Origin of the sequence: Pseudomonas japonica (assembly GCF_900188455.1) — a bacterium.
Classification (GTDB): domain Bacteria; phylum Pseudomonadota; class Gammaproteobacteria; order Pseudomonadales; family Pseudomonadaceae; genus Aquipseudomonas; species Aquipseudomonas japonica.
The window spans coordinates 28013-45711 of sequence record NZ_FZOL01000010.1; the positions used below are offsets into that span (position 1 = coordinate 28013).

Below are 17699 nucleotides of genomic sequence, written 5' to 3' on the forward strand. Positions count from 1 at the left end.
CAACACATGGCAATGATTCCCGAAACCCTCGCCAACCTGAACCTGTTCGTCGATGGCGTCAGCTTCCAGGGCAACGTCTCCAGTCTGACCCTGCCGAAACTCAGCCTGAAAGCTGCCGAGCAGCGCTTCGGCGGCATGGATGTCCCGGTCGATATCGACCAGGGCATGGAAAAGATCACCGCCGAATTCGCCACCGCCGGCGTGCGTCCGGAGTCGCTGAAGTTCTTTGGCCTGGCCGACAACTCGGCGTTCAACGGCGTCTTCCGCGGCGCCTTCAAAGGCCTGAAAGGCAAGATCACGCCGGTCATCGTCACCCTGCGCGGCGCGATGACCGTGGTGGAAATGGGCGAGTGGAAGACGCCGAGCGAAAGCTCGGTCAAGCACACCGTCTCCCTGACCTACTACAAGCTGGAGATCGATGGCCGGCTGATGTACGAGATCGATCCGCTGGGCATGAAGCGGGTGATCAACGGCGTCGACCAGCTCATCGCCCAGCGCACCGCCCTCGGCCTCTGACACAAGGAGCAAGCTCGTATGACGCAAGCAACGAAAGTACCCGCCTGGATGACCGTCAGCGCCGAGCGCGTGGTGGTCAGGCTCAGCCGCCCCACCGAGGCCAACGGTGTGCAGGTCGACAGCCTGGCACTGCGGGCGCCGACAGTGCGTGACCTGCGTGCCGCGCAGTCGGATACCGCCGACGATGCCACCCGGGAGTTGAACCTGTTCGCTTCCCTCGCCGAAGTCGGCATCAAGGATCTCGAGGGGCTGGCCCTGAAAGACTACAGCCGTCTGCAGGCTGGCTATTTTCGCTTGGTGCAGGACGACGAGCTTTGACCCCTCAAGGCAAAAGGCGGCAGCGAAGCGGCTCGCGAAAGAGCTGAACTTCTCTGCCGCCGAGATCATGACCATGTCGTACTCCGACATGGTCTGGTGGCTCACAGAGTGAGCCGGGTTTGCACGCAGGGAGGATGAGATGGCGGGCGAACTGAAATTCGAGATGAGGAGCGAAGCGGTAGTCGATCCGATTCTGGGGCAGGTGTTCAGTCAGATCGACGCCCAGGTCGGTCAGACCGAGATGCTGGCACTGCGAATCGGTGACGCCTTGAGGCAGGCCACCGAGAGCGCATTGCCTCTTGCCACGGCATTCAAGACGGCCAACGAAACGGCAGCGGAATCGGCACAGAAGTGGCAGGCATCGCTGGATGACATTGGCCGGAAATTGGCTACCCAGTTGGACACGCTGCCCAAGCTGACCAAGGCCTACGAGGATTTAGGCAAGGCGATGGGGGCGGTTCGGCTGCCGGCTGCCGTTCAGCCATCCGAGAGAGAGGCAGCGCGTGAAAAGGTTGTCGATGCATCCGGGGCAGTGCTGAAGTCGGCTGGCGGTTCGGTCGATACCTTCGCCAGCTATGAAGGAATCGTCGGCAAGCTGGTACGCCAGGGCGAGAAAGACCCGAAGAAATGGGCTGCGCAGACCGAACGGGTCGAGGCGCAGATCGCCAGGATGACCCATGGCACAAGCCTCAGTAAAACCGAGGCCGCCAACCAGCTCTTGAGCATGTTCAACGCAGGCATGGACCTGAATGATCTGGTGCCCGAAGGGCGTCTTGCGGCCAGGTTCGCCGATGGTCAGCAAGTGAGCGAGGGGGTTACAGCCGGCCTGTTTCGTACCCTGTCCCAAGGGCAGGGGACTGCGGAACTCGAACGCTTGTTGAACACGATCATCGGTCAGGCAGGTGATGGAAAACTTGGCATCACCTCCACGGCCGAGGCGATCACCCGGCTGCTTCCGCAAGTCGGGGGAGCACCTGAAGATGTGGTCCGTTTGTCTGCGATTCTCCAGCAGGAATCGAAGAAAACGGGGAATTACAACGACGTGGTCAGTGCTACCAAGGCGCTCTTTCTCGAATACAAGCGTGAAGGAGGAAGCAGCGCGGCTGATCTTGCTCGCTACGGCCAGGCGTTCATGCCCAAGCAAGCTGACGGTCCTGTCCCGAACTACATCGAAGAAAAGCTCGATGGGCGTCAGCAGAGTCTGGAGTGGCAACAGAAAGCGCGAGAGTCTGCCAACGAGCGTGTATCGGTCGGAGTAGGCGGCGCCCTGGCACCGATCTATTCGACCTGGACGAATCTGATGACCACCGCAGCCAATATTCTTGGTGTTGTGGTCGAGCAGTTGAGTGGCGTTGTAACGGTCTTGGGCGGCGTTGTAGTGGGCGTTGCCGGTGTGGTGACCGCGCTCGCTGCCGTAGCTAAAGGCAAGGTGCTGCTTGAAGCTGCCAAGCTGGCTTCTGGCCCGCAAGGCAAGGTCCTGGCTGACGCTGCCAGGACGGTGTTCAAGCCGCAGGCCAATGATCCGGGAGTCCGGGGGCGCGTCGTTCAGGCTGCCGGCAAGGTCAAGACGCTTCTGCCGGAGTCCCTGCGAAGTCCTTCGACAATACCTGCTTGGCAGAAGGTTGCGGGCGGATCCCTGGCGGCTATAGCAAGCCTGTCGTTGGCTGTCGATACCTACCAGAACGCCGGTTCTGCCAAAGAGAAAAGCGAAGGTTACGGCGAGGCCGCCGGTACTCTTGTGGGTGGCCTGCTCGGTGCGTTCCTCGGGCCGCTGGGATCGGCTGCCGTAGGCTATGTCGGCGGCAAACTTGGAAAACTTGCCGGCGCCAAGATCAATGAAATCTGGGGAGAGGATGGCAAGGAAGGCACCGTGAACACCGCGCCACCCTTGCCGGGATTGCCTGGGGCAGATGCAGGGAAACTGCTCACGGTGGTCAAGGCGCCCGGTCCCGGTGACCTGTTGTTGAAAGCTCCGGGCGAAACGGGAAGGAGCTTGAACTCAGACCCAGGTGTCTCTGCGCCGAAGATGCAATCGGTGCCAGTGAAAGCAGATCCGGGTACGGGGGAAGTGGGCACGGTCATCAAGAAGTCCAGTCCCGCAATCCTGTTGCTCAAGGAGCCGGGCGAAACAGGTGGCCGGGGGCTGCGCTCAGGTCAGGACGCACCTGCCTTGCACATGCAACCCGTGCCGGCATTGCCTGGTATGGGGGCAGCAGGCGCTGTGATGCCTCGGGCAGATGCAGGGAAGCTGCTCACGGTAATCAAGGAACCCGGTCCCGGTGCGCTGTTGCTGAACGCTCCAGGCGAAACGGGAGGACGCTCGAACTCAGGCCCGGCTGCCACTGCGCCGAAGATGCAATCGGTGCCACTGAACGCTGATCTGGGTACGGGGCAAGTGGGCGCGGTCGTCAAGGAGTCCAGTCCCGCAATCCTGTTGCTCAAGGAGCCGGGCGAAACGGGTGGCCGGGGGCTGCGCCCAGGTCAGGACGCACCTGCCTTGCACATGCAACCCGTGCCGGGATTGCCTGGCGTGGGTGGGGTGGCAGCAGGCGCTGTGATCAAAGAGATTCGTCCCGGAGCCCTGTTGCGCAAGGAGCCAGGCAATGCGGACGACGTGGTTTCACATTCAAGTACTGGTGTTCCGGCAGTGCTAGTGGCCATGCCGGGAGCTGCGCTCGAAAGTCCTCCAGGGGGGCAGGTCCAGTACGGGCGTGAACATACCCTCCAGAGTCAACGGCCTGTCCCCGTGCGAAGTGGCGACGTTGTTCGCTCCCTGGCAGACGGTGCCCCGGCAGCGATCTCGCTTCCGGAGTCCAATTCGGCTACCCCTGTATCGATCAATGCGGCGTCGCCACAGCATTTCGCTGTTTCTCCAACGATCGCCATCAACGTCCAGGGCACCATCACCGAGCCTGCGGAGCTCGTCCGGATTCTGCAGCCGGAAGTTCAGCGGATGTTCACCGATCTGGCCGCCCAGACGAACCGCGGCAACCAGATGTGGGACAACCCGGCCGCCACCTACGTCGCATAAGGAGATCCCATGGCCTACATGGAACAACTGCAATCCGGCCTGCGCTCGCTGGTCGCGGCGGGCGAGGCCGGGCGGCGCAGTGCCGATGACATGCTGGGGCCCTTGAATGGCGCCGTCAGCGATGTCACCGGTGCCGCCACCGAGCTGGAAAACCTGCCCTTCGTGGGCGAAGCCATCGGCAAGAAACTGCAGCGCACGATGCGCGCCATCGAGGTGGCGCAGTCGACGGTGGGGATGGTGGCCGCGCGCTACAACCAGGCGGTCAGTGTGGTCGGCGAGGTCGAACGCCGGCTGGAATCGTTCTCGGAACAGGCGGCCAAGGCCGCGACCGCGATCAATCGGGTGGCCGGCAAGATCAGTCCATCCCTGGGCGCGATCCTGCCGACCGGGGCCTTCGCTCCGCAGGTCACGCCGGCGGAGGAGGCGATCAAACCCTTCCCCCACCTGCTGATCATGCAACCCTTGCGAACCGGGGCGGAAGCCTTCTACTTCAACCTCGATACCGCGGCGTTCAACCAGTTCAAGCGCACCAAGGCATTCACCTGGGCCGGCCAGGAGCGCCTGTCGCGCAGCAAGGCGCAGCAGGCCGTCGCCATGGGCGAGGACAAGATCACCCTGGAGGGCGCGATCTTCCCTTCCTTCAAGGGCGGGCTGGGCCAGTTGCAGCGCCTGCGCAGCATCGGCCAGCAACTGCAACCGCTGAGCCTGACCACCGGTTACGGGGAGGTCCTTGGCAACTGGTGTCTGGTCAGTGTCAGCGAGACCCAGGAACCCCTGATGGCGGGTGGCGTTCCGCAAAAGCAAGTTTTCACACTGGAGTTCGTGAGCTATGGCGACGACATGCAGAACGTCTGAAGGGGATCTGCTCGATACCCTATGCCAGCACTACTACGGGCATCTGCGTGGCAGTGTCGAGATGGTGCTGGATGCCAACCAGGGGCTGGCCGACGAGGTCCAGCCGTTTCGCGCAGGAGTGCTGATCAGGCTGCCGGCATTGTCCGCGGTCACCGACCCCACGGTCCTGCTGTGGGACTGAGCCATTCGCAGCAACAGGCCCCGCCCAGTGCGGGGCCTGTCTTTTCTGGAGCCTGAACATGCAACCTGTGTTTCGTATCGTCGCAGACAGCAAGGACATCACCGCGCTGATCAACGACCGCGTGCTACTGTTGCGCACGACTGACAAGACCGGCATGGAGTCCGATGATTTCGAGCTCAAGCTCGACGATCGCGACAGTGCCCTGGCCTTGCCAAAACGCGGTGCGCAACTGGAGGTCTACCTCGGTTACGCCGGGCAGGAGCTGACGCGCCTGGGACGCTACACGGTCGACCAGATCGATATCTCCGGGCCGGCCTCGACCCTGGAGATTCGTGGCAAGGCCGCGGACATGCGCGGTACCGGCAAGACCATCCGCAGCGGCAGTTGGGAGAACGTTTCGCTGCAACGGATCGTGCGCGATATCGCCGCGCGCAATGGCTGGCAGCCGCAGTGTCCGGTGACCACGGTGATTGCGCGGGTCGATCAGCGCGACGAATCGGATTTCAACTTTCTGACCCGCATCGCCCAGCAGTACGGCTGTACCGCCAAGATCGGCGATGGCGCGCTGCTGGTGCTGCCGCGCCAGGGCGGCAAGAGCGCCAGTGGCAAGGACCTGGGGGTGGTCAATGTGGCCATCAGCGATGTCCGGCGCTGGAAGTTTCATCTGCAGGACCGGGCCGCCGTCAAGGCGGTGCAGACCCGTCATCAAGACCCGGCGACGGGGCAGCAGAAAACGGTCGAGAAGGAAAACCAGAACAAGCCCGACGATGTCAGCGCAGTGTTCACCGACCGCCACATCTACCCCAACAAGTCCGCCGCCGAGCAGGCCGCCACGGCACGCCTGGAGGCGTTCAAGCGCAGCACCGCCACGGTGTACCTGGAGATGGCCGGACGCACCGACCTGTTCGCCGAGCGCATGTTGCGCGTGCAGGGCTTCAAGGATGGTCTCGATGGCGACTACCTGATCGAGAGTGTCACCCAGACCTTCACCAACAGCGGCTGGGACACCACCGTGCAGTGCAATGGCACCAACCAGGGCAAGTCCACGGCGAAGACGCGCAAAGCCAAGCAAACCAAACCGCTCAAGGCCGAGCAGAGCGAGGGCCGGAAATGAATCTGACAGAAGCCGAATTGTTTCGCATCTATCCCGACGCCCGCGCTACCGCGGGCGTTTTCGTTATGCCGCTGAATGCCGCCATGGCCCACTGGTCGATCGACACGCCGCGGCGCGTGGCGGCCTTCCTCGCCCAGATCGGTCACGAATCGGGGCAGTTGCGCTATGTGAAGGAACTGGGTTCCGCGCAGTACCTGGCGCGCTATGACACCGGCAACCTCGCCGTGCGTCTGGGCAATACCCCGGAAGCCGACGGTGATGGCCAGCGCTATTGCGGCCGCGGCCTGATCCAGGTCACCGGGCGCAACAACTACCGCGCCTGCAGCATGGCCTTGTTCGACGACGAGCGCCTGCTGGCGCGCCCGCAGATGCTGGAGGAACCACAGTGGGCTACCGAGTCGGCGGCCTGGTTCTGGCATTCGCGCGGGCTCAACCAGCTGGCGGATCGCGGCGAGTTCAATCGCATCACCCGACATATCAATGGCGGCCTGAATGGTCTCGAAGACCGGCTGAAACTCTGGGCCCGGGCGCGCGAGGTGCTGTGTTGAGCCGCCTGCGGATCGCCGCCCTGGCGCTGCTGGTGCTGGCGACCTGCGCGCTGACCTGGCAGGTGCAGGAATGGCGTCACGACCGTCAGGTAGCGCTGCGTGAAGAAGCGTATGCCCGCGAGCGCCAGCGACTGGCCGAGATCGCCACGACGCAGTTGCAGGACGAACGACAACAGCGGCTGGCGCTGGAGCAGCGCCTGCAGGCCGTCGACCAGACCCACTACCAGGAGCTTATCGATGCTCAACAGGCTCAAGCCCGTCTGCGTGACCGGCTGGCTACTGCTGACCTGCGGCTGTCAGTCCTCCTCGCCAGCGACGCCCCCGTCCCCGTTATGCCTGCCGCCACCGGCGCCGGCGGCGTGGTTCATGACCCCCCGCGAGCCCGACTTGACCCGGCGCATGCTCGACGAATTGTCACCATCGTCAACGACGGCGACCAGGGACTGATCGCCTTGCGCGCCTGCCAGGCCTATGTCCGCGCGCTGCGGTTCTGAGTGGTGTAGGGTAGGCGGCAGTTTTTCCAAGGAGCTTGCCATGGACCCGATCACTGCGCTTTCCGCCCGGCTGGGGGAACATCTGCGTCGTTTCAATGCCCAAGTGACCACCGCCGAGTCCTGTACCGGCGGCGGCATCGCCGAGGCCATCACCCGCATCCCCGGCAGCTCGGCCTGGTTCGAGGCCGGCTACGTGACCTATTCCAACGCGCAGAAGACCCGCCAGTTGCAGGTACCGGAGGCGTTGTTCGGCCAGGTCGGCGCGGTCAGCCAGGAGGTGGTCGAGGCCATGGTGCGCGGCGCTCACGTTGCCAGCGGGGCGCGTTTCGCCGTGGCGGTGAGCGGCGTCGCCGGGCCCGATGGTGGTTCGCCGGCCAAGCCGGTGGGGACCGTCTGGCTGGCCTGGAGCGACGGGGTCAGGGTCAGCAGCGAGTGCCGGCACTTCGACGGCGACCGCGAGAGCGTGCGCCGACAAACGGTGATCGCCGCGCTAGAGGGCTTGTTACAGCTTGGTGCGGAGTAATTCACGAATCGGGGGTAGGCGGAAGCAATTCCCTGTGGAATAATACTGGGTACTTATACAGTTGTTTCTGGCCGTCAGGCCCTATCGATTACGTGAGGACTTCAATGGACGACAACAAGAAGCGTGCCTTGGCTGCGGCCCTGGGTCAGATCGAACGTCAATTCGGTAAAGGTGCGGTCATGCGCATGGGCGACCATGAGCGCCAGGCTATCCCGGCCATCTCCACCGGCTCGCTGGGCCTGGACATCGCCCTCGGCATCGGCGGCCTGCCAAAGGGCCGTATCGTCGAAATCTACGGTCCGGAGTCGTCCGGTAAAACCACCCTGACCCTGTCGGTGATCGCCCAGGCGCAGAAAATGGGCGCCACCTGTGCCTTCGTCGACGCCGAGCACGCGCTGGATCCCGAGTACGCCGGCAAGCTGGGCGTGAACGTCGACGACCTGCTGGTCTCGCAGCCGGACACCGGTGAGCAGGCCCTGGAAATCACCGACATGCTGGTGCGCTCCAACGCCGTCGACGTGATCATCGTCGACTCCGTGGCTGCCCTGGTACCGAAGGCCGAGATCGAAGGCGAAATGGGCGACATGCACGTGGGCCTGCAGGCCCGTCTGATGTCCCAGGCCCTGCGCAAGATCACCGGTAACATCAAGAACGCCAACTGCCTGGTCATCTTCATCAACCAGATCCGCATGAAGATCGGCGTGATGTTCGGCAGCCCGGAAACCACCACCGGTGGTAACGCCCTGAAGTTCTACGCTTCGGTCCGTCTGGACATCCGCCGTACTGGCGCGGTGAAGGAAGGCGACGAAGTGGTCGGCAGCGAAACCCGCGTCAAGATCGTCAAGAACAAGGTCGCGCCTCCGTTCCGTCAGGCCGAGTTCCAGATCCTCTACGGCAAGGGTATCTATCGCAACGGCGAGATCATCGACCTGGGTGTGCTGCACGGTCTGCTGGAAAAATCCGGCGCCTGGTACAGCTACCAGGGCAGCAAGATCGGCCAGGGCAAGGCCAACTCGGCCAAGTTCCTCGCCGAGAATCCGGAAATCGCCGAGACCCTGGAGAAGCAGATTCGCGAGAAGCTGCTTAGCGCTGGTGCTGTCGACGCCGCCGGCAAAGCGGCCGCACAGAACGAGTCCGCTGAAGACCTGGCCGACGCTGACGCCGACTTCTGATCCCGCCCATGTCCGCCATACTCGACACCCCCGTCGCCGTAAGGCGGACAGCCATGGACCTGCTTGCACGTCGCGAGCACGGTCGCGCCGAGCTGACGCGCAAGTTGCGTCAGCGCGGTGCCTCTCCTGAAATGATCGAGCACGAACTCGACCGCCTGGCGGACGAGGGGCTGCTGAGCGAAGCCCGTTATCTGGAAAGCTACATCAGCTCCCGCGCGCGTTCAGGGTATGGCCCTGCGCGTATCCGCGAGGAACTGACCCAGCGTGGCTTGCCCCGGGGTGATGTGGAACAGGCCCTGCGCGAAGCCGATATCGACTGGCAGGAGCAACTGGCGGATGTCTGGCGGCGAAAGTTCGCCGGGCAATTGCCTGGCGATCCTCGCGAGCGCGCCAAGCAAACCCGTTTCCTGGTCTACCGCGGTTATTCGATGGACAAGGTCGGCCGCCTGTTGAGCGGCCGATGCCTGGACGACTGATCGCACTCAGGTGACCTTGAGCGGTTCCCGTGTGCGCTGTGGTGCTTGCGGGGAGGGCTGGGTCGTTGTCCAGTTCTCCACCAGGTTGATGAAGTCCACCAGCTCCCGCAGGCGACCCTGATCACGGCCATTGAAGGCAAACACCAGTCGATGCAGATGGCTGAACTGGACATCGTCCTGTTCTTCACCGGAATAGGCATGCTGGACGAAGTGGCCGCTCAGGCGCAGATCCGCGAAGGCATCCTGCATGTCGAGCAATGCCGCGTCGTTCAACGGGTGTTGCATGCGAATCACGAACTGGTTTTTCAGCCAGCGGCTGGAGTGGTAGTTGCTGTAGAACTGGTTGATCTCCGCGACGGCCTCATCGGCGTTGTGCACCAGGCGCAGCAGCTTCATGTCGCTGGGCAGGATGTAGCGGTTTTCTTCCAGTTGCCGGGTAATGAAGTTCAATGCGTCCTGCCAGAAGCTGCCACCCGGTGCGTCCAGAAGCACCACCGGGACCAGGGGGCTCTTGCCGGTCTGGATCAGGGTCAGGACTTCCAGGGCTTCGTCCAGGGTGCCGAAGCCACCCGGGCAGAGCACCAGGGCGTCGGCTTCCTTGACGAAGAACAGCTTGCGAATGAAGAAGAAGTGGAACGGCAACAGTTTGTCGGTGCCATCGACGGTGGCGTTGGCGTGTTGCTCGAACGGCAGGGTGATGTTGAAACCCAGGCTATTGTCGACACCGGCGCCCTCATGGGCGGCGGCCATGATGCCGCCGCCGGCACCGGTGATCACCATCAGTCCGGAGCGGGCGAGGGTGGCGCCAAGTTCGCGGGCGAGGGCATACATCGGATGCTCGACCGGCGTTCGTGCCGAGCCGAACACCGTGACCTTGCGCCGACCTCTGTACTGTTCCATCACGCGAAAGGCGTGATCGAGTTCGCGCAAGGCCTGCAGGGTGATCTTGGCATTCCAGCGGTTGCTGTCGTCATGGGCCATGCGCAGGACGGTGAGCATCATGTCCCGGTAGAGCGGAAGGTTGGGGCTGTTGGCGGCGACCAGGCCGAGTTGCCGGTCGATGTGTTCGAGGTCGATTCCCTGGTTCTTGAAATGGCTGGCGAGTAGCTCATTGGGTAGGTAAGGCATTAAAGACATCTCCTTTCTGCAGCAAAACCTCAGACCAGGTCAGGATCGCAGACCTGGCCGCGACCCTGCTTGAGTCGCTGGCTGCGCAGGCCCGGGAGGATAGCCCCGGACGTTGCAGTAGACCTGATGAAGGTCTCGTCGCAGTGATGATCTGGATCCCTTGTATTCTGCTTTCGGGATGTATTCGTATCACACGCAATGGTCGCGGACAGCCTCCTTAGTTCTGTCCGGAAAGTGAAAGGTCTTTGTAATCAATCTAGACCCTGCCGTGTATTTGCGCTTCGTTCGGCATGTGCGCACAACGTCATGACAATCGATCGTTTTATTCGCTTTCGGACGCTCTGGCATGCCGCTCGTCAGATCGGATCCAATAGCCATGACGGTCTGGTTAACTGAACGGTAGCGATACCGGTACAGGGAGGTTGCTCATGCAACGTGTCAATCTTGAGGTCGATAGCCAGCTGTTCCGACTTCTGCAAAATGCGGCTCGGGCCAATAACCTGAGCATTGAAGAGGAATGCCTGCGTCGGCTTGAGGGCGGCGAGAGACGTTCGCGCTATCTGCAGGCGCTGGTCGCCGAGTTGCGCGCCGATGAGGAACAACGGCGCGAAAGCAGTCAATTGATGTAAGTCGGCCGACTCACTTTTTCTTCTTGCCGTTGATGCCACAACTCTGGGCGTTGAAGTTCTGAACGGCCACGGGGCGGTTGGTCTTGTATTCGGTGAACTGGTAGGTCAGCACCGCGCCGCGGGCCATCAGTTGGCGATAGCCATTGTTGCTGCAGACACTGGCACCCAGCTGGTCGCGGACTTTCTCCGGGTTGGCGCGCATCTGTTCCGCGTGGCTGGCGCGTACGCTCAGGTGGTTGATCAACTGCGGCCCCTGAACGGTATAGCCCTGGTCGAGAATGTCCTCGTTGATGGCGCGAGGAGTACCGGCACTGCTGTCCCTGGCGACTTTTTCCAGCATCTGGGTCAGTTCGTATTCCTGCTTGGACGCGGCATTGGCGGCAAGAGGCAAGGCCAGCAGCAGGCCAAGGGTGGGGGCGATGAAACGCAGCATTCATTTCTCCAGATTCGATGACTGGCGCTTTGACCTGCATCCGCGCGCTGTGTTCCGTCACGTGGCGCGGTCAGTCGCAACCATTACAAGTCGGGGATTATAGTGGAGCGGGATATTTCCCTGCACGGCAAAGCGATGTGCCGTAAACTCCCGCGCCTTCCGCCCGCCGAGCCTGCGCTGTGCTTCTTTTCCTTCTTTCTCGCCGTAATCCCTCATGAGTCACGCCGTATCGCGCCTGCGCGCCGAGCGCCTGGCCCGCAGCGTCAAACCCTTCGTCGCGCGTGGCTCCCGGGCTCCACGTTGCCCGGATTGCCGGGTGATCTTCGACTATTGCCTGTGCGCCTGGCGTCCGAGGGTCAGCACCGAGTCGGCCATGTGCCTGCTGATGCACGACACCGAGCCGCTCAAGCCGACCAATACCGGCTGGCTGATCGCCGATCTGGTTGACGACACCAGCGCCTTCGGCTGGCAGCGCACGGTGGTGGACCAAGCGTTACTGGCGCTGCTCGACCAACCGCAATGGCAACCCTACATCGTGTTTCCTGGCGAGTTCGTGGAGCCTTCGCGGGTGGTGACCGAGGTCAGGCCGGCAGCGGGCAAGCGCCCGTTGTTCATTCTGCTCGATGCGACCTGGACCGAAGCGCGCAAGATGTTTCGCAAGAGTCCGTACCTGGATCGCTTTCCGGTGTTGAGCCTGGAACCGGAACAGATCTCACGCTATCGCCTGCGTCGCTCCAAGCGCGACGATCACTTCTGCACCGCGGAGGTGGCGGCCATGTGTCTTGAGCTGGCCGGTGATCAACGCGCCGCGCAGGCACTGGATGCTTATCTGGATGTATTCAGCGCGCATTACCTGGGCGCCAAGTTCCAGTTGCCGCTGGATGTCGACGATGCCGTCCATCAGCGCCTGAAGCCCTTCCTATAGTCCAAGGGGCAAGCCTTGCACTTTGCTTCATAATGATGACGTCGGCGCCGGAACGGGCCGGGACCGAACTTGACCACCCGGTTCCGCCTCGGCATCCTTGGCGCCGATTCGGGCACGTCGAGGGCTTGAATGCGGTATTTACTGGCCCCGCTGTGCCTTTTTGGCGTTCGGCACTGCCGCCGGCGCCTTGAGTTGCTCCGCCAGGTTCCGGCCGCTTCCGGTACCTGCACAGAACAGGATCATTAGATCGATGGCCACATACGAAATCCTGATTGCCGATGACCACCCGCTTTTCCGCAGCGCCCTGCGCCAGGCCGTGACCCTGGGGCTGGGCGCTGACGTGCGTCTGGTGGAAGCCGCCAGCATCGCCGAGCTGGAGACCCGCCTCACTGAAAAATCCGATTGGGACCTGGTGCTGCTCGATCTGAACATGCCGGGGGCTTATGGCTTCTCCGGCCTCGTGCTGCTGCGCGGACAGTACCCGCAGATCCCGGTGGTGATGGTATCGGCCCAGGAAGAGGCGTCTGTCGTCGTCAAGTCGCGGGAGTTCGGCGCGAGTGGCTTCATTCCCAAGTCGAGTCCGCTGGAAGCAATCCAGGACGCTGTGCGCAAGGTGCTCGACGGTGAAGTCTGGTGGCCGCCCCAGGCCTTCGAGAAAGTCGATGTCTCCCCTGAAGCCAAGGCTGCCAGCGAAGGCCTGGCCAGCCTCACGCCGCAACAGTTCCGCGTGCTGACCATGGTCTGCGAAGGCCTGCTGAACAAGCAGATCGCTTATGAGTTGAACGTCTCTGAGGCGACCATCAAGGCGCACGTCACGGCGATCTTCCGCAAGCTCGGTGTGCGTACCCGAACCCAGGCCGCGCTGCTCCTGCAACAGCTCGAATCGGTTGGTGCCGGATAAGGCCATTGGCCTTCACGGTTTTTTTACCCGCGGTGCACTAGTCTGCACCGCTTTCCAGAGTCGAAGTGGCTGCTACCTATGTCACCTTTCAAAGGTCAGACCGGTTTCAAACGTGTTCTCAATGCCGCGGGTTATTCCCTTGACGGCCTGCGCGCGGCATTCAATGGCGAAGCGGCGTTTCGCCAGTTGGTACTGCTCAACGTGATCCTGGTTCCGCTGGCGTTCTGGCTGGACGTCAGCCGCGCCGAGCGGGCGATCCTGATCGCGGTCTGCCTGCTGGGCCTGATCGTCGAACTGCTGAACTCCGCGGTGGAGGCGGCGATCGACCGCATCTCCCTGGATCGCCATCCGCTGTCGAAGAATGCCAAGGACATGGGCAGCGCCGCGCAGTTCGTGGCGCTGACCATGGTGGCACTGGTCTGGGGCGTGATTCTGCTTTAAGCGATGCTGGGCAGGACGATTTCATCGCTGCGCTGCACGCCAGCGGTGAAGGTCCGACACAGTTCGAGGAATTCGCGCATGGCCGAGGTCTGGTATTTCTGCTTGTGCCAGATGAAGAAGAACTGTCGTGCCAGATCCAGATCCGGCGTCTCCACGGGCACCAGGCTGCCGCGCCGAAAGGCATCGCGCAGCGCCAGGCGGGAAATGCAGCCGATACCGAGGCCGGATTCCACCGCGCGCTTGATCGCTTCGGTGTGTTCCAGCTCCAGGCGGATATTCAGCTCCGAACGATGGTGACGCATCGCCTGGTCGAAGGTCAGGCGGGTCCCGGAGCCTTCTTCGCGAAGAATCCACGCCTCGCGGGTCAGTTCCTCCAGGCTGGCCTGGCCACGTTGGGCCAGGCGATGTTGCGGCGCGCAGAACACCACCAGTTCGTCGGCGACCCAGGGCTGCACTTCCAGATCCGGGTGATTGCAGTCGCCCTCGATTAGACCCAGGTCAATTTCGTAGTGAGCGACTTGTTGCACGATATGCGCAGTGTTCTGCACGTGCAGCTTGATCTGGCTTTCCGGGTGGACCTGCATGAAGCTGCCGATCAGCAGGGTCGCCAGGTAATTGCCGATGGTCAGCGTGGCGCCCACCGCCAGTGAGCCGAAGCCGGACTTGCCGTTGAGCAGGTCCTCGATTTCCTTGGCCTGATCGAGCAGGGCCACCGCCTGGGGTAGCAACTGATGGCCCAGGGCATTGAGGCTCAGGCGCTTGCCGGCGCGGTCGAACAGTTGGCAGCTGGATTGCCGCTCCAGCTCGGTGATGGAGGTGCTCGCCGCCGATTGCGACAAGGCCAGCACACTGGCGGCGCGCGACACGCTCTGGTGCTGGGCGACGGCGACGAAGACTTGAAGTTGACGCAGTGTAAATCGCATATCTATATAACCGATAAGACATATCTTGATAATTCATTTAACAGATATTGTCCTCCGCATTAAACTACCGCGCAATCGCGCTCTCGGTTAGCGCTGCGTTTTTCTCAGGAGCCTCCTTACATGAGCAACATGAACCACGAACGTGTCCTCAGTGTGCATCACTGGAACGACACCCTGTTCAGCTTCAAGTGCACCCGCGACCCGGGCCTGCGCTTCGAGAACGGTCAGTTCGTGATGATCGGCCTGCAACAGCCCAACGGCCGCCCGCTCATGCGTGCTTATTCCATCGCCAGCCCGAACTGGGAAGAGCATCTGGAGTTCTTCAGCATCAAGGTGCCGGACGGTCCGCTGACCTCCCAGCTGCAGCACCTGAAGGAAGGCGACGAGATCATCATCAGCAAGAAGCCTACCGGCACCCTGGTCCTCGACGATCTGAACCCGGGCAAGCATCTGTACCTGCTCAGCACTGGTACCGGCCTGGCTCCGTTCATGAGCGTCATCCAGGATCCGGAAACCTATGAGCGTTTCGAGAAAGTGATTCTGGTCCACGGCGTTCGCTACGTGAACGAAGTTGCCTACCGCGAATTCATCACCGAGCACCTGCCGCAGAACGAATTCTTCGGCGAAGCGCTGCGTGACAAGCTGATCTACTACCCGACCGTGACCCGCGAGCCGTTCGAGAACCAGGGCCGTCTGACCGACCTGATGCGCAGCGGCAAGCTGTTCAGCGACATCGGCCTGCCACCGATCAACCCGCAGGACGACCGCGCCATGATCTGCGGCAGCCCGAGCATGCTGGACGAAACCAGCGAAGTGCTGGACAGCTTCGGCCTGAAGATCTCGGCACGCATGCGTGAGCCGGGTGATTACCTGATCGAGCGCGCTTTCGTCGAGAAGTAAGTTTCGGCGAAGCACAAAAAACGCAGACCTTGGTCTGCGTTTTTTTATGCCTGAAATTCAAAAAGTTGTTCTGGCTCGGACGCTGTAGGAGCTGGCTTGCCTGCGAAAGGAGCGCGCAGCGCTCCCAAAAACTCTGGGTCTTCACCATTTTGGGACCGCTGCGCGCTCCTTTCGCAGGCAAGCCAGCTCCTACAGTTACTCAGCCACTACTTCCAGCACCCGGATCCGCTCGGGGGTCGGGTAGTGCCAGCGCACCTGGACATCCCAGAACTTCACCCCATACACCCGCTCCGGTGGCGGCACCTGATAGGCCGGGCGCGGGTCCTGGGCCAGGCACTGCTCGATCAGTTCCACCAGCGGCTCGCCCAGGCGCAGCGCATGCTCATGGGCCTGGGGCAGGGCGCTTTCGCCCCATTCCACGGCGATCGACTCAGGCGGCGCACTGGCCATCTGGTTGCTGGCCTCGGCGATGCTGTCGGCATACGGCACGTAAGGCTTGATATCCAGCACCGGTGTTCCGTCCAGCAGGTCGATGCCCGACAGCAGCAGGCGCCCCGGTTCGACCTTCTCCAGACGCACGACGGACTGGCCGATGCCGTTCGGCCGGTGGGTCGCCCGGGTGGCGAACACCCCTACCGAGGCATTGCCGCCCAGGCGCGGTGGGCGCACCTTGAGGCGCGGCTTGTCTTCCAGTGCCTGGTGGAACAGAAACAGCAGCCAGACGTGGCTGCTCTGCTCCAGTCCGGCCACCGCCTCGCCCGTGTCGAACGGCGGGACCAGTTCCAGAACGCCGCGCGCCGCCGGTGCCAGTTGCGGCTGCCGCGGGATGGCGAACTTCTCCTTGAAGCAGGAGCGGACGAAACCGACCGGCGAGACGCTGTGCTCCATCCGGCTCAGCCCCGGATACGCAGGGTCAGCCCCTTGAGGAAGTTGCGCAGCAACTGGTCGCCGCACGGGCGGTAGTTGTGGTGGTCGGCCTTGCGGAACAGGGCGCTCAGTTCCGGCTTGGACACCGGGAAATTGGCGGCCTTGAGCACGGCATGCAGGTCGTCTTCCTTCAGTTCGAAGGCGACTCGCAGTTTCTTCAGGATGATGTTGTTGCTTACCGGCAGTTCGATCGGCAGCGGCGGACGGCTCTCGTCGCGGCCACGGCGGAAGATCACCAGGCCATCGAGGAAGTGCGCCATGACCTCGTCCGGGCAATGGCGGAAGCCCGCGTCATCATCCTTCTTCAGGTAGCTGGCCATGTCCGCGTCATTGACGCTGAAGCCGTTGGCACGAGTGATCTGGGCCATCTTGGTGTCGGAAATGTCCAGCATGTAGCGCACGCTGCGCAGTACGTCGTTGTGAATCATCAAGATTGTCCTGATCGGGAGCCTCGCCAGCACGGCGCGGCTCAGAATTTTTCTTTGCTTTCCAGGTAGCGCCACTGGCCGGCTGGCAGTTTGCTCATGGCAACACCGCCGAGGCGGATGCGGCGCATGCTGACCACTTCGAGGCCGACGCTGCGGCACAGCAGCTCGATCAGCCCCGCCGGAGGATTCTTCAGCACCAGGCGCAGGCGGGTTTCGTTCTGCCAACTGGCCTTGACCTTCGGCAGTTCGTGGCCTTTCCAGGTGAAGCCGCGGTTGAGTCGCTCGAGGCCAGTACCGATGATCTCCCCGCGGACTTCGACCACGTACTCCTGTTCGAGCTTCTGGATATCCGCGTTGATCTTGCGCACGGTGCGCCAATCCTGGCTGAACACCTGCAAGCCGCTGGCGCCGGCCTGCAGTTCGGCCAGGCAGGTCAGGCGGGCGAAGTGTCCGCGCAGCACGCGCCGGCCCTCGGCGTGGGCTGCCGAGAGGTTGTCGGCGTGCATGCCGAGACGGCCGCTCTCGGCGGTCTGGCCGGCCTCCTGGTGCAGCAGCAGGGTGACGGGGTCCAGCGGTTCGGTCTTGGCGCCAGGGAGCAGGGCGACGGTCTGCTGGCCGACTGGAAACTGTGGTTCATCGACGACCTGGCCGTCCACCGTGACCCAGCCTCCGCTGATATACAGTTCGGCCTCGCGGCGGGAACAGCCGAGCTGGGCGACAAGGCATTTGGACAGGCGGGTGGTTTCGGACATGACAGGGCCGTGGTGCAGGGAAAGGCGTCCATTGTAACCGCCGAGGCGGGCTCGGGTCCGGCTACATTTCGCGCGGGGATAAAA

The 17699-nt window shown here is 62.6% G+C and carries 22 protein-coding genes; 16 read left to right on the forward strand and 6 right to left on the reverse strand.

What is annotated here, in order from left to right; genetic code table 11:
• The first annotated feature begins 6 nt into the window (after positions 1–6).
• The 11 genes from CHB99_RS13905 to recX all read left to right on the forward strand — a co-directional run bounded on the left by CHB99_RS13905 (position 7) and on the right by recX (position 9228).
• The gene (locus tag CHB99_RS13905) at positions 7–516 is read left to right on the forward strand and encodes a phage major tail tube protein (RefSeq protein ID WP_042121880.1); all 510 of its coding nucleotides are present in this window, start codon (positions 7–9) and stop codon (positions 514–516) included.
• A gap of 18 nt (positions 517–534) precedes the next feature.
• The gene (locus CHB99_RS13910; protein ID WP_042121878.1) at positions 535–834 is read left to right on the forward strand and encodes a phage tail assembly protein; all 300 of its coding nucleotides are present in this window, start codon (positions 535–537) and stop codon (positions 832–834) included.
• A 139-nt stretch (positions 835–973) separates the two neighbouring features.
• Positions 974–3865 (forward strand): hypothetical protein, encoded by a 2892-nt coding sequence (locus CHB99_RS13915; protein ID WP_042121876.1) that lies wholly within the window; start codon positions 974–976, stop codon positions 3863–3865.
• Between the two features lie 9 nt (positions 3866–3874).
• Entirely contained in the window at positions 3875–4720 is an 846-nt protein-coding gene (locus CHB99_RS13920; protein ID WP_042121874.1) for a phage tail protein, read from the forward strand.
• Complete coding sequence (locus CHB99_RS13925) at positions 4695–4901, forward strand: tail protein X (RefSeq protein ID WP_042121872.1); 207 nt, start codon at positions 4695–4697, stop codon at positions 4899–4901. Before CHB99_RS13920 ends, CHB99_RS13925 begins: the two co-directional genes overlap by 26 nt.
• 58 nt (positions 4902–4959) lie before the next feature.
• A complete protein-coding gene (locus CHB99_RS13930) occupies positions 4960–6015 on the forward strand; it encodes a phage late control D family protein (RefSeq protein ID WP_042121870.1) in 1056 nt (351 codons plus the stop codon).
• Positions 6012–6563 (forward strand): glycoside hydrolase family 19 protein, encoded by a 552-nt coding sequence (locus tag CHB99_RS13935; protein ID WP_042121868.1) that lies wholly within the window; start codon positions 6012–6014, stop codon positions 6561–6563. The genes CHB99_RS13930 and CHB99_RS13935 overlap by 4 nt, the downstream gene beginning before the upstream one ends.
• Complete coding sequence (locus CHB99_RS13940) at positions 6560–7057, forward strand: lysis system i-spanin subunit Rz (protein WP_042121866.1); 498 nt, start codon at positions 6560–6562, stop codon at positions 7055–7057. Before CHB99_RS13935 ends, CHB99_RS13940 begins: the two co-directional genes overlap by 4 nt.
• A gap of 40 nt (positions 7058–7097) precedes the next feature.
• A complete protein-coding gene (locus CHB99_RS13945) occupies positions 7098–7580 on the forward strand; it encodes a CinA family protein (protein ID WP_042121864.1) in 483 nt (160 codons plus the stop codon).
• 104 nt (positions 7581–7684) lie between these two features.
• Positions 7685–8752 (forward strand): recombinase RecA, encoded by a 1068-nt coding sequence (recA, locus tag CHB99_RS13950; RefSeq protein ID WP_042121862.1) that lies wholly within the window; start codon positions 7685–7687, stop codon positions 8750–8752.
• An 8-nt stretch (positions 8753–8760) separates the two neighbouring features.
• On the forward strand, positions 8761–9228 hold the full coding sequence (recX, locus tag CHB99_RS13955; RefSeq protein ID WP_042121859.1) for a recombination regulator RecX: 468 nt from the start codon (positions 8761–8763) through the stop codon (positions 9226–9228).
• Between the two features lie 6 nt (positions 9229–9234).
• Here recX and CHB99_RS13960 read toward each other — a convergent pair whose 3' ends face one another.
• The gene (locus tag CHB99_RS13960) at positions 9235–10356 is read right to left on the reverse strand and encodes an LOG family protein (protein ID WP_042121857.1); all 1122 of its coding nucleotides are present in this window, start codon (positions 10354–10356) and stop codon (positions 9235–9237) included.
• Between the two features lie 428 nt (positions 10357–10784).
• Between CHB99_RS13960 and CHB99_RS13965 the strand changes: the two genes are divergently transcribed.
• Positions 10785–10985 carry a hypothetical protein gene (locus CHB99_RS13965; protein ID WP_084702539.1) on the forward strand — a complete coding sequence of 67 codons (201 nt, stop codon included), beginning with the start codon at positions 10785–10787 and terminating at the stop codon, positions 10983–10985.
• A gap of 10 nt (positions 10986–10995) precedes the next feature.
• Here the strand turns inward: CHB99_RS13965 and CHB99_RS13970 are convergent, their stop codons facing one another.
• Positions 10996–11418 (reverse strand): quorum-sensing-regulated virulence factor family protein, encoded by a 423-nt coding sequence (locus CHB99_RS13970; protein WP_042121853.1) that lies wholly within the window; start codon positions 11416–11418, stop codon positions 10996–10998.
• A gap of 214 nt (positions 11419–11632) precedes the next feature.
• Between CHB99_RS13970 and CHB99_RS13975 the strand changes: the two genes are divergently transcribed.
• From CHB99_RS13975 to CHB99_RS13985, 3 genes are all read left to right on the forward strand, one after another.
• Positions 11633–12343, forward strand: coding sequence for a tRNA-uridine aminocarboxypropyltransferase (locus CHB99_RS13975; protein ID WP_042121851.1), 711 nt, complete (start codon positions 11633–11635; stop codon positions 12341–12343).
• A 250-nt stretch (positions 12344–12593) separates the two neighbouring features.
• Positions 12594–13244: a response regulator transcription factor ErdR gene (gene erdR / locus CHB99_RS13980; protein ID WP_042121849.1), complete on the forward strand. Its 651-nt coding sequence runs from the start codon at positions 12594–12596 to the stop codon at positions 13242–13244.
• Positions 13245–13322: 78 nt separating this feature from the next.
• The gene (locus CHB99_RS13985; RefSeq protein ID WP_042121847.1) at positions 13323–13685 is read left to right on the forward strand and encodes a diacylglycerol kinase; all 363 of its coding nucleotides are present in this window, start codon (positions 13323–13325) and stop codon (positions 13683–13685) included.
• On the opposite strand, the gene CHB99_RS13990 is transcribed toward CHB99_RS13985, so the two are convergent.
• Positions 13682–14608, reverse strand: a complete 927-nt coding sequence (locus tag CHB99_RS13990) for a LysR family transcriptional regulator (RefSeq protein ID WP_042121845.1) — start codon at positions 14606–14608, stop codon at positions 13682–13684. The genes CHB99_RS13985 and CHB99_RS13990 overlap by 4 nt on opposite strands.
• A gap of 120 nt (positions 14609–14728) precedes the next feature.
• On the opposite strand from CHB99_RS13990, the gene fpr reads away from it, so the two are divergent.
• Positions 14729–15508, forward strand: a complete 780-nt coding sequence (gene fpr / locus CHB99_RS13995; RefSeq protein ID WP_003222277.1) for a ferredoxin-NADP reductase — start codon at positions 14729–14731, stop codon at positions 15506–15508.
• A gap of 195 nt (positions 15509–15703) precedes the next feature.
• On the opposite strand, the gene tsaA is transcribed toward fpr, so the two are convergent.
• From tsaA to CHB99_RS14010, 3 genes are read right to left on the reverse strand one after another with little or no spacing between them, the layout of a single operon-like run.
• Complete coding sequence (tsaA, locus tag CHB99_RS14000; protein WP_042121842.1) at positions 15704–16396, reverse strand: tRNA (N6-threonylcarbamoyladenosine(37)-N6)-methyltransferase TrmO; 693 nt, start codon at positions 16394–16396, stop codon at positions 15704–15706.
• Positions 16397–16401: 5 nt separating this feature from the next.
• The gene (locus tag CHB99_RS14005; RefSeq protein ID WP_042121840.1) at positions 16402–16863 is read right to left on the reverse strand and encodes a YehS family protein; all 462 of its coding nucleotides are present in this window, start codon (positions 16861–16863) and stop codon (positions 16402–16404) included.
• A gap of 41 nt (positions 16864–16904) precedes the next feature.
• Positions 16905–17615 carry an rRNA pseudouridine synthase gene (locus tag CHB99_RS14010; RefSeq protein WP_042121839.1) on the reverse strand — a complete coding sequence of 237 codons (711 nt, stop codon included), beginning with the start codon at positions 17613–17615 and terminating at the stop codon, positions 16905–16907.
• Between the last annotated feature and the right edge of the window lie 84 nt (positions 17616–17699).